The sequence below is a fragment of the Bradyrhizobium sp. BLXBL-01 genome (assembly GCF_051853025.1).
Classification (GTDB): domain Bacteria; phylum Pseudomonadota; class Alphaproteobacteria; order Rhizobiales; family Xanthobacteraceae; genus Bradyrhizobium.
Window position 1 is genome coordinate 5,168,129 of sequence record NZ_CP182471.1, and the last position, 12,714, is coordinate 5,180,842.

A 12,714-nucleotide genomic window follows, 5' to 3' on the forward strand; every position below is an offset into this window, starting at 1 on the left:
CCGCCTTGATGTCCCCGCGCACGCACCGCGCACACGTAACCGTCTGATCAACTGATGAGGCGGACTCGCGCTCCGTGATGGGCGCCATGGAGAAGTGATAGCGCTGATACTACAAGGAGTTATCATCCAACCGGGATGCGCGTTCAGATCGCAGCGCCGGGCACCGCCGCTCGGCGGCCAGTAGCACGGAACTTGCATAAATTCTGGGCGACATGGACGCCGCATGAACCTCATCAGCCTCGACATCCGCATGCTCCGGTCGCTGATCTCGGTGGTCGAGACCGGCAGCATCACCGAGACCGCGCGCCGGCTGGGCCGCACCCAGCCGGCGATCACGCTGCAATTGCAGCGACTGGAGGAGCTGACCGGCAAGCAATTGTTCGAGCATGGCGGCCGCAGGCTGACGCTGACCGACGACGGCACCACCGTTCTCACCTACGCCAAGTCCATCCTGCGGTTGCATGACGAGCTCATCTCCCAATTGGCGTCGCAGGAGATCGAGGGCCAGGTCGTGCTCGGCACGCCCGACCTCTATGCGGCGTTCATGCTGCCGTCGATCCTCAGCGTGTTCCGAAAATCCTTTCCGCGCGTGCAGGTCGAGCTCAACTGCGCGCTGTCGACGCCGCTGGTCGGCCTCGTCAAGCGCGGCGATGTCGACATCGCGCTCGTCACCCGCATGAATGATTTCACCGGCGGCCAGGTGGTGCGGCGCGAGCAATTGGTGTGGATGACCGGCGAGCAGTCCGCCGCGCATCAGGAGCGTCCGATTCCGCTGGCGCTCCTGCCGCCCGGCAACATCTATCGCGACTACGCCATCGACACGCTGGAGCGGGCGAATTTGCGCTGGCGCATCGCCTGCGTCAGCGAAAGCGTCGGCGGCCTCCAGGCCGCAGCCTTCGCCGGCATGGCCGTCACCGTGCTCGGCCGCAGCGCGCTGGTGCCGGCGATGCGCGAGATCGGGCCGAACGAAGGCCTGCCTCCGCTGCCGAAGATCGAGCTCTTGCTCTACAAGTCGAGCGGCGCGACCTCGAAAGCAGCGACCGCGCTGCACGATTATCTCGCGCACTATCTGCGGCTCGATGAAGAGCTGAGCGGCCGCGGCGCGCCAATCGAGCTGTCCTAGCGCCGCAGCGCCAGCTGCGGCCAGAACTTTGCCCAGGGTTGTGCCGCTTCGAACGCGGCGGCGATGCGGAAGATGGTGGGCTCGTCGAGCCAGGGCGCGACGATCTGAAGCCCGATCGGCATTCCGTCGCGGTCGAAGCCGCACGGCAGCGTCGCCGCCGGAAGCCCGGCGAGATTGATCGGCCAGGTGAAGGGCGACCAGCCGAGATGCGGGTCGACCTCGCGGCCGTCGATCTTGCCGACGCCGATCTGGCCGGCCTCGAACGCGGTCACCGCGACGGTCGGCGTCACCAACGCATCGACGCGCTCGAACAGTTTGACGAAGGCGTTGCGCGCCTGCCCGCGGCGATAGCCCGCTTCGACGTAGTCCGTCCCGCTGTAGCGCCGGCCGACGCCGACGACATCGCGATAGGCGGCTTCGGAGCCGGCGAGATCGGCCGTGGTCTTGCTCGCAACGGCCGCCGCCTGCTCGGTGAAGGCGATCGGCCTGAGCGTATGCTCCAGAATGCCGGGATCGAGCGTGGGGCCATCCATGGTGACCTGCGCGCCGCAGGAATCGAGAACGGCGAGCGCCTTGCCGAATGCAGCCGTCACGTCAGGACTGACGGCGGCATAACCGAAATCGACGCTGGCGGCGATGCGAATGCCGGTCAGCGCTGCGGCGTCGGTATCGAACCGGCGGGACGGCACGGGAAGGCTTGCGGCATCGCGCATATCGTAAGCAGCGATGATCTCCAGCGTCAGCGCAGCGTCTGCCACCGTACGTGTGATCGGCCCGGTATGCGCGAGCGAGGCCCAGGACGGCGGCGAGAAGCCGGGCGAGCGCGGGACGAGCCCGAAGGTCGGCTTCAGGCCGAACACGCCGCAGAACGACGACGGCACGCGGATCGAGCCGACGCCGTCGGTGCCGATCGCGATCGGACCACAGCCTGCGGCAACGCCGGCCGCCGCGCCGCCGCTCGATCCGCCGCTGGTGCGGCCGGGATTCCAGGGGTTTCGCGTGGTGCCGGTGACCGGGCTGTCCGCCGTGAGCTTGTAGCCGGATTCGCACGTCGTGGTCTTGCAGGTGATGATGGCGCCGGACGCTTTCAACGCGGAAACCACGGCGGCATCGACCTCGGGCACGAACGCCTTGTTCATCGGCGAGCCGGCATAGGCCGGCACGCCCGCGACGAAGACGAGATCCTTGATCGTGACGGGCACGCCGGCCAGCGGCCCCATGACTTCGCCCGCGCGCATCTCCTTGGTGAGACGATCAGCCTCCGCCCGCGCCTGCTCGTACATCGGAGTCACGACTGCGTTGCAGGCTTCGTTCGTCACCTCCAGCGCGGCGATGGTGTCGTCGACGACATCGCGCGGCGTGAATGCCTTGCGCCGATAACCGGCCACGATCTCGGTTGCAGAGAGCGCGCCAAGGCCAGTCGGCGCCGGCGGGAAGGCCGTTCGGCCGGAACCATCAGTCATCATGAACCCTAAGAGAGCTAGCTGAGCGCCGCTTCGACGGCGCGTTTGGCCATGACCGTGACGAGATGCGCACGGTAATCGGCTTCGGCATGGATGTCGGAGGTGAGGCCGTCGGTGTCGATCTTGATCGCCGCGATCGCGGACGGATCGAAATGGCTCGACAGCGCCGCCTCCATCGGCGGCACGCGGAACACGCCGGGCCCGGCGCCAGTGACCGCCACACGAACGCCATCGGCAAATTTCGCGACGAACACACCGACCAGCGCGTAACGCGACGCAGGCGCCTTGAACTTCGCGTACCCCGCCTTGACCGGCAGGGGAAAGCGGATCGCGGTGATGATCTCTCCAAGCTCGAGCGCGGTCTCGAACAGGCCGAGGAAGAACCTGTCTGCCGCGATTTCGCGCTTGCTCGTGACGATGGTGGCGCAGAGGCCGAGCACGCCCGCGGGATAATCCGCGGCCGGATCGTTGTTAGCAACTGAACCGCCGATGGTACCGCGACTACGCACGGCGGGATCGCCGATCATCGAGGCTAGCGCGGCGAGCCCGGGGATCTTGGCCTGCACCAGCTTCGAGGCTGCCACCACCGCATGCGGCGTCATGGCGCCGATGGTGATGGTGGCGCCGTCGTCGGTGATGCCCTTGAGGCTTCCGAGCTTCGACAGATCGACCAGCGCGGCCGGACTGGCCAGCCGCTGCTTCAGTGTCGGGATCAGCGTCATGCCGCCGGCGACGAGCTTGCTGTCCTCGATCGAGGTCAGGAGCTTGGCCGCATCTGGAATCTGGTCCGGCTGGTGATAGGCAAATGGCTTCATTGTTATCCTCCCTATTCCGCGGCGACCGGCAGCGACGCGTTCTGCAGCAGGCGCCAGATCCGGTTCGGCGTCGCCGGCATGTCGACATGGGTGACGCCGAGATGCGATAGCGCATCCACCACCGCATTGATGACGGCGGCGGGCGAGCCGATGGTGCCGACCTCGCCGCAACCTTTCACGCCCATCGGCGTGTGCGTGCAGAGCGTCGAGTGGGTCGCAACCTTCATCATCGGCAGATGATCGGCGCGCGGCATGCAGTAATCCATCAGCGAGCCCGACAGCAGCTGGCCGGAGCCTTCGTCATAGACTGCGTTCTCGAACAGCGCCTGGCCGACGCCCTGCACGATGCCGCCGTGCAGCTGGCCCTCGACGATCATCGGGTTAATGACCGTGCCGACGTCGTCTACCGCCGTATAGTTCACCAAGGTCACCGTGCCCGTCTCGGGATCGACCTCGACCTCGGCGATGTGGCAGCCGCCGGGATAGGTGAAGTTGACGGGGTCGTAATAAGCCTGCTCTTCAAGCCCGGGCTCCAGCACCTCGAGCGGATAATTGTGCGGCACGTAAGCTGCGCCGGCGATCTCCTCGAACGTCTTGATGCGGTCCGTGCCGGCAACGGAAAACTTGCCGGCCTCGAACTGGATATCGGCCTCGGACACTTCGAGCAGATGCGCGGCGATCTTCTTGCCCTTGACGATCACCTTGTCGGTCGCCTTCGACAGCGCGGCGCCGCCGACGACCAGCGAGCGCGAGCCATAGGTGCCCATGCCGAACTGGACGCGGTCGGTATCGCCGAACACGATGTCGACGTTCTCGAACGCGACCCCTAACTTGTCCGAGACGATCTGCGCGAAGGTGGTCTCGTGGCCCTGGCCGTGATTGTGGGTGCCGATCATGACCGTCACCTGGCCGGTCGGATGCACCCGCACCGTGGCGCTTTCGTAGAGGCCGCCGCGCGCCCCCAACCGTCCTGCGAAGCGCGACGGTGCCAGGCCGCAGGCCTCGACATAGGTGGAGTAGCCGAGCCCGCGGAACTTGCCCTTGCTGGCGGACGCCGCCTTGCGCACGCCAAAATTCTTGACGTCGGCGGCGACCAGCGCGCCGTCGAGACAGCCCATGGGATCGCCGGAATCGTACTGCACCAGCACCGGCGTCTGATAAGGATAGGCCTCCTTCGGGATCATGTTGCGGCGGCGGATCTCGACACGGTCGATTCCCATCTCGCTGGCGGCGACATCGACGATGCGCTCCAGCACGAAGGTCGCCTCGGGTCGGCCGGCGCCGCGATAGGCGTCGACCGGGACGGTGTTGGTGAAGACCACCTTCACGTTGCAATAGATCGCCGGCGTGGTGTAGACGCCGCTGAGCAGCGGCCCATAGAGATTGGTCGGGATGTTCGGTCCGAAGGTCGAGAGATAGCCGCCCATATTGGCCAGCGTTTTGACGCGGAAGGCGAGGAATTTTCCAGTCTCGTCGAGCGCGAGCTCGGCCTCGGTGACATGATCGCGGCCATGGCGATCGGAGACATAGCCTTCCGAGCGACTCGCCACCCATTTCACCGGTCGCCTCACGCGCTTGGCCGCCCAGGTGATCACGGCCTCCTCGCCGTAATGGAACTGCTTGACGCCGAAGCCACCGCCGACATCGGGCGCGACCACGCGCAGCTTGTGCTGGGGGATGCTCAGCACCAGCGCGCCCATCAGGAAGCGCACGACGTGCGGGAACTGGCTGGTGGTCCACAGCGTGTAGCGATCCGTGCCCGGCTCGTATTCGGCGATGGCCGCGCGCGGCTCCATGGGGTTGCCGATCAGACGATTGTTGACGAGGCTCAGTCTTGCGACATGCGCCGCCTTCTTGAACGCGGATTCGACCGCGGCCTTGTCGCCGAGCTCCCAGTCGCAGCAAATGTTGTTCGGCACGTCATCGAACAATTGCGGCGCGTCGGGCCTGATGGCTTCGAGCACGCCGACCACGGAGGGCAGCACCTCGTAGTCGACCTTCAGCAGGTCGGCCGCCGCGTTGGCCTGCTCCGGGGTTTCTGCGACGACGAAAGCCACCATATCACCGACGAAGCGCACCTTGTCCTGCGCCAGCATCGGGAACGGCGGCTCCTTCATCGGCACGCCCTTGGCGTCGGTGATACCCCAGCCGCAGGGCAACGAGCCCAGCCCATCATCGGCGACATCGTCGCCGGTCAGGACCGCGATGACGCCGGGCGACGCCAGAGCGGCACTTTTGTCGATCCCGCGCAGCACCGCATGGCCGTGCGGCGAGCGCACGAACACGCCAGCGGCCATGCCGGGGCGCTTGATGTCGGAGACGTAGTTGCCGCGGCCGGTGAGGAACCGTTGGTCCTCTTTCCGCTTTGGCGCTGCACCGATGCCGATCACATTGCCCATGGTCACTCTCCCTTGGCAGCGTGCATGGCGGCAGCGCCGGCCATGACCGAGATGACGATGTTCTGGTAGCCGGTGCAGCGGCAGATATTGCCTTCAAGGCCGTGGCGGACATCGGCCTCCGTCAGGTCCGGCTTTTCGGTGGCAAGCGCGACGGCCGTCATCAGCATGCCCGGTGTGCAGAAGCCGCACTGCAGCCCGTGGTGCTCGCGGAAGGCCTCCTGCATCGGATGCATCTGGTTCGAGCCGGGGGCGCCCGTCAGGCCCTCGATCGTGAGCAATGTCGCACCGTCGAGCGCGGGCGCGAGCAGCGTGCAGCTCTTCACCGGCAGGCCGTTCAGATGCACGACGCAGGCGCCGCATTGGCTGGTGTCGCAGCCGATATGGGTGCCGGTGAGATGGAGCTGCTCGCGCAGGAGCTCGGCGACGAGTGTTGCCGGCTCGACATCCACGCTTGTTGGCCGTCCGTTGAGGGTGAAGGATATCTGCACGGTCATGCTCCTGTGCGCGACGGGTCTTTAGGCGAGTGGAAGTGCGCTGCCGGTAGCCCATGTGGCCATCACGACATCGCCGACGGTGAAGGGATCTGCAAAGAAGGTCTTTTCCGGCACATAGGCGACGAACTCGTCGTCCGGCACGGTGTCGAGCATGACCTTGACGAAATAGCCCTGGTATTCGATCGCGAGCACGCGGCTCGGCAGCGACGTGGTACAGCCCGGCGGCAGCGCCTTGCCGGGCCTCACCAGCGCGACGTCGTCGCGTCGCACGGCGATATCGACCTTGTCCCCGACGCTGACGGTCGGGCGGGCCTGGAGCGGCACCTCGATGCCATCAGGCGCGGCCTGCGCGAGCGTGAAGCTCGCACCGTTCACCTTCTCCACCCTGCCCGACAGCACGTTCTGGCCCCCCATGAACTCGGCGACATAGCGATCGTGCGGATGGGCATAGACCTCGCGCGCCGCCCCGGCCTGCTTGATCCTGCCCTGCTCCATCACCACGACGAGATCCGCAAGGGCGATCGCCTCGAGCTGGGTGTGGGTGACGTGAATGAAGGTGATGCCGAGCTCCCGCTGCATCCGCCTGAGCTCCTGGCGCATCTGGACGCGGAGCTGCTCGTCGAGCGCCGACAGCGGCTCGTCGAGCAAGAGCACGCGCGGCTCGGTGATCGCCGCGCGCGCCAGCGCCACGCGCTGCTGCTGGCCGCCGGACAGCTGGGCCGGCAGGCGATCGGCGAAGCTCGTCAGCCGGACCTTTTCGATCATGGCATCCGCCGCGCGCAGACGATCCGCCTTGGACTGGCCACGCACGCGCAGCGCAAAGGCGATATTCTCTCGGACCGTCAGGTGCGGAAACAGCGCGTAGGACTGGAACATCATCGCGGTGCGGCGCTGCACCGGCGCGAGGCCGACGACGTTCTGCCCGCCGATCACGATCTCGCCCGCCGTCGGGTCCTCATGGCCGGCGATCATGCGCAGGATGGTGGTCTTGCCGCAGCCGGAGGGGCCGATGAAGCAGCAATAGGCGCCATCCGCGATCTTGAGATTGACGCCGTCAACGACGTAGGTCGCGCCGTCAAAGCTCTTGCAGACGCCTGCCAGTTCGATATCGCCGCGATCGTTCTTCATTCCAAGCTCAACCTTTGGACCTGCTGCCGCGCTTCTTCTGGATCAGCACGATGGTGCCGAGGCTGGCACCGATCACGATGAAGGAGACGATGGTGGTGACCGTGCCCAGCGCGTAAAGCGAGGGCGATGTGACGTTCAGCGTCATGCTCCAGATTTCCAGCGGCAGGGTGTTCAGCGAGCCCGCCGTCTGGAGGCTGCGGGCAAACTCGTCATAGGACAGCGTGAAGCCGAACAGCGCGACCGCGACGAGGCCAGGCGCCAGTACCGGGATCATCACCAGCCAGATCGATTGCCAGCGGCTGGCGCCGAGATCGTAAGCCGCCTCCTCCCACGCATGGTTGAAGCGCGACATCACCGCGAACATCACGAGCACGCCGAACGGCAGCGTCCAGGATAGCTGCGCGCCGAGCGCCGAGGTGTACCAGCTGGCATTCAGACCGAGCGCCTGGAACAACAGGCCCGTACCGAGGCCGAGCACGAGGCCCGGCGCGACCAGGCTGCCGATCATCATGTAGAAGACGAACGTGTCGCCGCGAAAGCGCTTGCGGAAGCCGAGCCCGGCGAGGAACGACACCACCACCGTGATGATGGTGACGATCACGGCGAGCTTGATGGAGCGGTCGAACGAGCCCTTGACGTCGCCGGTGCGCACCTGGGTGAAGAGATCGACGAACCAGTGCATCGACTGGCCCTTCATCGGGAAGACGAGGCCGCCGCGAATATCCTGGAACGACAGGATGTAGATGCAGAACATCGGACCATAGAGCGCGAGCACGTAGAACGTGAACAGCACGGCCAACACATAGAACGTCCAGGGCCGCCCACCCTTGCTCGGCGCGATCGCCTTGCTGGTTGCAGGCGCAACCGTCTCCGGCATGTCGGCGAGAACCGCGCTCATCACGTGATCTCCTGCCTGACGTCGACGGTGCGCAGGATCAGCGAGACGATCGCGACCAGCACCAGCGTCAGCAACACGGCGCTCGCCGCGGCGGTCGGATATTGCAGCACGCCGACGTCCTCGTAGAAGGCGCTGACCACAGAGGCGGAGCCGCCGCCGGACATCACCTTGACCACGAAGAAATCGCCCATGACGATCGAGACCACGAAGATGGTGCCGAGCGCGATGCCGCTCTTGGACATCGGCACCACGATCAGGCGCATGATGTCGAAACGGCTGGCGCCGGCGTCGATTGCGGCCTCGATCAGCTTCTTGTCGATCCGCGCCATGGAATTGAAGATCGGCACGATCATGAAGATCGTGAGCTGATGGACATAGGCGATGACCACCGCAAGGTCGGAGAACAGCAGCACTTCCAGCGGCTGGCGGATCACGCCCATCGCCAGCAGCGCCTGATTGATCAGGCCTTCCTTGCCGAGCAGCGGGATCCACGAAATCATCCGGATGATGTTCGAGGTCCAGAACGGCACCGTGCAGAGCAGGAACAGGCCGATCGCCAGCAGCTGGTTGCGGACGTGGAAGACCAGGAAATAGGCAACGAAGAAGCCGATGATCAGGGTCAAGATCCAGGTCAGCACCGTGAACTTGATCGTCGCCAGATACAGCTTCAGCGTCAGCGCCGAGTGCAGCACCTCGACGTAGCTCGCCAGTGTGAAGCCCGGGGTCAGGCCGCCAAAGCCGTCGGTGGCGAAGAAGCTCGCCGCCAGCACCACCAGGATCGGCGCCGCGAAGAACGGCACGAGCACCAGGACCAGCGGCGAGACGTAGAGCCAGCCGGCCAGATTGGATCGCGATGGAGTTGGACTTTGAGCTGGACTATGAGTTTGACTTGGCTGCATGTCGGCGAATGCCTCGACGTCGATCTGATCCGCCGGCGCGTCGCCGCGCCGGCGCCTTTCGTCAGGGAAAGCAGGTTTCAGGCCACCTTGAAGTCGTTCCAGCGCTTGTTCATGTAGGCGGCCTCGTCCATCAGCGTGTTCCAGCAGGAGATGTTCTTGACGCGGTCGAGGAACGAGCCGCCGTCACGCTTGGTGCCGGCCTTCTCCATCGCAACGCCATAGGGATCGTTGACCACCTCCGGCGCGGGCTGGCCCTCGTACCAGAACGCCCATTCCGCCGGGGTGAGGAATTTCTTCGCAGTCGAGGGCACCAGGCTGTAATAGCCGTAGCGTGCGACGAAGCCGCCCTGCCAGCCCGAGAGGTACCAGTTGAGATATTCATAGGCCGCATCGAGCTTCTTGCCCGAGAGGTGCTTCATCAGGCCCATGCCGTTGCACCAGCCGCGGTAGCCTTCCTTGCCGTTCTTGACGTTGACGGGCGCGTAGACGCAGGGAATTTCCTTGACGCGGACGGCCGCCACCGCCGGCGACCACATCGACTGGATGATGACCTCGCCCGCCGCCATCAGCTGCACCGACTGGTCGAAGGTGGTCCAGGTCGCGCGGAACTGGCCCTGCTTCTTCAGCTCGATCAGCTTGTTGCAGGTGAAGTCGATCTCCTCCTTGGTCATGTTGCCCTTGTTGCCGTACTTGATCAGCCCGGCGCTCTCGAAGCAGAGCGCGGCATCCATGATGCCGATGGCGGGCACGTCGAGGATCGCAGCCTTGCCCTTGAACTTGGGATCGATCAGGTCCTTCCACTCGGTCACTTCATGGCCGACGAGATCGGGGCGATAGCCGATGGAATCGGCATTGTAGACCTGCGGCAGGAAGGTCGCCCATTCGGTGACACCGTCATTGAGATCAGTCGCGTCGGGCTTGGCGATGTACATGGCCTCATAGGGCGAGATGCCCTGGCGCGGGATCTTGTGGCCGTCGATTTCGCCCTTGGTGAAGATCGGCAGGATGTTGTCGAACTCCTTGATCTTCTTGACCTCGATGCCCTGGATCACGCCGCGCTTCGCCGCCAGCTTGGCTTGCCAGCCCTCGAGATCGGCGATGTCGACCGTATTAGGCTGGCTTATGAAGCGGTTGATGGAGGCGGAGGTGTCGAGATTCTGCATCGTCACCTTGAAGCCGAGGTCCTTGGCGGCCTGGTCGCCGATCGCCTTCACCACCGAATAGGAGACGCCGACATGGCGCAGCTCGATGTCCTTGATCTCCTGCGCCCAGATGGTCGGGAATCCGCGGATCGCATCCGCTCCCGCGGCCGCGCCTGCAACCGCTGCGGCACCCTTCAACAGCGTGCGGCGGCTCAGCTTTTTTGCTTCCCCCGGCTTCGTTCCGGCATGGCCGGCAGCAGCATTCCCCTTATCCCTGTCAAGCATGGCAACCCTCGTTGGTTACAATGAGCGGCCGCAACGACCTTCAGCGATCCCTGCGGATGTGATCAGTTGCGCTTGAGGCTATGGGCGGGATTTTGCGAAGTAAAATTGGAAGTAAAAATTCGCGACATAAGCGCGACTAATGAATCAACTCTCTGCATTGCATCTCGGCACGGCAGCTCAGGAAGGCGGCAGGCGGGTATACCGGGCGCGAGGAATGCAAACTTGGTGATCTCATCAGTTCGGAAAATTGTTCGTCATCCGACACGCCTTCGCGTTCTCGCGGCGCATTTCGCCCGAGCTTTGCTTGATCTCGCCGCCCTGATATCCAAGAGGGCGCAGGGAAGACCGGGTGCCGACCGGCACCCGCGGTCCGCTGCGCGAAGATGCACACGCAGGAAGAACCGCACAGCAGCATACAGGTGTAGCCAAACACTCGGCCTTCCCTGCGCGATGGCCGGACGGCTTATGCCGCGCTCTCCCGGGAGCCGAATTCCTTCTGGCCTCCCTCACCTTCGCGAAAGTCGCTGACACCACGCCGGTTGACGCCAATGTCACGTTCGCCAAGGCTTGACCGTAGCAACGACGGCCAGGACCACACGGTTTTGCCGTACGCGCGGCCCGCCATTTCGCCGCAGTTTTCCCGAGCTCCGTCGACAGAGCCGGAAACTTACAGACGAGACGAAGCCTAGCAGCGCCGTTCGTCCGCGCGCGGCCGCGGGCTCACCGGGGACTACCCTCCCTGCCCGCACCTCTCGCGCCCGACGCTGCCGCGTCCACCGCAAGCCCGGCTCGCGAACAAGACGACGACGCGATCGCCCCTCTTGGATGAGCCGGGATGAGCGACACATACGATATTTCCGAATTTCGGTAAAGAAGAATGTTTTTGCCGAGAGGCCTTGACAGGCGAACGAAACAGCAGGGCGCCATCAGCTCGATGTGAGGACACACATCCAGATCAAGCCGCAGCCGCCTGGTACAAGCACTCGCGAAGCCAGGCGTGGCCTTTGTCCTCCTGATTGCGCGGATGCCACAGCGCGACGATGCGAGCAGGCGGCAGATCGAGCGGCGGGGGCGTGAGATCGAGCTCGTGGGCGAAGCGGATCAGGAAGCGCCGCGGCAGAGTGCAGATGCAGTCACTGTGCGCAAGGATGACGGGCGCCAGCGCATAGGTCTGGATCGAGACGGCGACACGCCGCGAGCGGCCGAGCTCGGCCAGCGCGTCGTCGACGAGGCCCGAGAAGCCGCCGCCATCGGCGGAGATCAAGAGATGGTCGAGCGCGCAAAAGCTGTCGAGATCGAGCGGGCCGTTGCCGCGGGGGTGACCTTTGCGCTGTGCGGACAGGAAGCCGTCCTCGAACAGCGGCCGCTGCATCAGCTCGCCCTGTGCGCGGTCGGCGCCCGTCACCAGGATATCGATCTCTCCCCTTTCGAGTTGATCCACGACATCGCGGGCGGGGTGAACGAGGGCGAGCCGCGCCCGCTCCGCCATCGCGGTCAAGCTTGCCACCAAGCCAGGTGCCAGCGTCACGGCCGGATTTTCGTGGATCGCAACGACGAAGGTGCGCTGGCTCCTGGCGGGGTCGAACACAGCCGGCCCCTCCACCATGCGACGGAGCTTGCCGAGCACATCGGCAAGCTCGGTCTGGAGCTCCACAGCCCTCGTCGTCGGCACCACGCCGCGCCCGCTCGCCGCGGGCACGAACAGCGGATCGGCAAAGATCTGTCGCAGCCGGTTCAGCCGCGCCGAGAGCGCAGGCTGCCCGATATTGAGCCGGGAGGCCGCGCGCGTGACGTTCCGCTCGCGCAAGAGAGCCTCCAGAGCCAGCAACAGGCCGAGGTCGATCTCGGCGAGATCGTTGTCGTCGGCCGGCCGACCCCGGCCATGTTCCGCATCCCGCATAGGTGCCACCTCCGTCCAGGGCACATCGCGACTCCGACGAGCCGCGACACGAGGGTTACGGCCAAAACGGCGACGTGAAAAGCCGGGCCAGCGTGCCTTCCGATATCGACAACGTCGATGGGACCTATCGAGCCCGCAGCTCTCCTCAGGGCGCGGCGCGCTTCGTAC

10 protein-coding genes are annotated in these 12,714 nt (G+C 65.2%); 1 reads left to right on the forward strand and 9 read right to left on the reverse strand.

Annotated features, from left to right (window positions below; all coding sequences use genetic code 11):
- The first annotated feature begins 223 nt into the window (after positions 1-223).
- Complete coding sequence (locus ACNJYA_RS24185) at positions 224-1,123, forward strand: LysR substrate-binding domain-containing protein (protein ID WP_025035437.1); 900 nt, start codon at positions 224-226, stop codon at positions 1,121-1,123.
- Here ACNJYA_RS24185 and ACNJYA_RS24190 read toward each other — a convergent pair.
- The 9 genes from ACNJYA_RS24190 to ACNJYA_RS24230 form a co-directional block, all read right to left on the reverse strand.
- Positions 1,120-2,586, reverse strand: coding sequence for an amidase (locus ACNJYA_RS24190; RefSeq protein WP_439400814.1), 1,467 nt, complete (start codon positions 2,584-2,586; stop codon positions 1,120-1,122). The two genes, ACNJYA_RS24185 and ACNJYA_RS24190, sit on opposite strands and share 4 nt — an antisense overlap.
- A gap of 17 nt (positions 2,587-2,603) precedes the next feature.
- Complete coding sequence (locus ACNJYA_RS24195) at positions 2,604-3,401, reverse strand: FAD binding domain-containing protein (RefSeq protein WP_439400815.1); 798 nt, start codon at positions 3,399-3,401, stop codon at positions 2,604-2,606.
- A gap of 11 nt (positions 3,402-3,412) precedes the next feature.
- The gene (locus tag ACNJYA_RS24200) at positions 3,413-5,800 is read right to left on the reverse strand and encodes a xanthine dehydrogenase family protein molybdopterin-binding subunit (protein WP_439400816.1); all 2,388 of its coding nucleotides are present in this window, start codon (positions 5,798-5,800) and stop codon (positions 3,413-3,415) included.
- Between the two features lie 2 nt (positions 5,801-5,802).
- Entirely contained in the window at positions 5,803-6,294 is a 492-nt protein-coding gene (locus tag ACNJYA_RS24205; RefSeq protein ID WP_172784516.1) for a (2Fe-2S)-binding protein, read from the reverse strand.
- Between the two features lie 21 nt (positions 6,295-6,315).
- A complete protein-coding gene (locus ACNJYA_RS24210) occupies positions 6,316-7,422 on the reverse strand; it encodes an ABC transporter ATP-binding protein (protein WP_439400817.1) in 1,107 nt (368 codons plus the stop codon).
- A gap of 7 nt (positions 7,423-7,429) precedes the next feature.
- Complete coding sequence (locus ACNJYA_RS24215; RefSeq protein ID WP_439400818.1) at positions 7,430-8,320, reverse strand: ABC transporter permease; 891 nt, start codon at positions 8,318-8,320, stop codon at positions 7,430-7,432.
- On the reverse strand, positions 8,320-9,219 hold the full coding sequence (locus tag ACNJYA_RS24220; protein ID WP_439400819.1) for an ABC transporter permease: 900 nt from the start codon (positions 9,217-9,219) through the stop codon (positions 8,320-8,322). Before ACNJYA_RS24220 ends, ACNJYA_RS24215 begins: the two co-directional genes overlap by 1 nt.
- 77 nt (positions 9,220-9,296) lie before the next feature.
- On the reverse strand, positions 9,297-10,646 hold the full coding sequence (locus ACNJYA_RS24225; RefSeq protein WP_439400820.1) for an ABC transporter substrate-binding protein: 1,350 nt from the start codon (positions 10,644-10,646) through the stop codon (positions 9,297-9,299).
- A gap of 955 nt (positions 10,647-11,601) precedes the next feature.
- Entirely contained in the window at positions 11,602-12,546 is a 945-nt protein-coding gene (locus tag ACNJYA_RS24230) for a LysR family transcriptional regulator (RefSeq protein ID WP_439400821.1), read from the reverse strand.
- Positions 12,547-12,714: the final 168 nt, after the last annotated feature.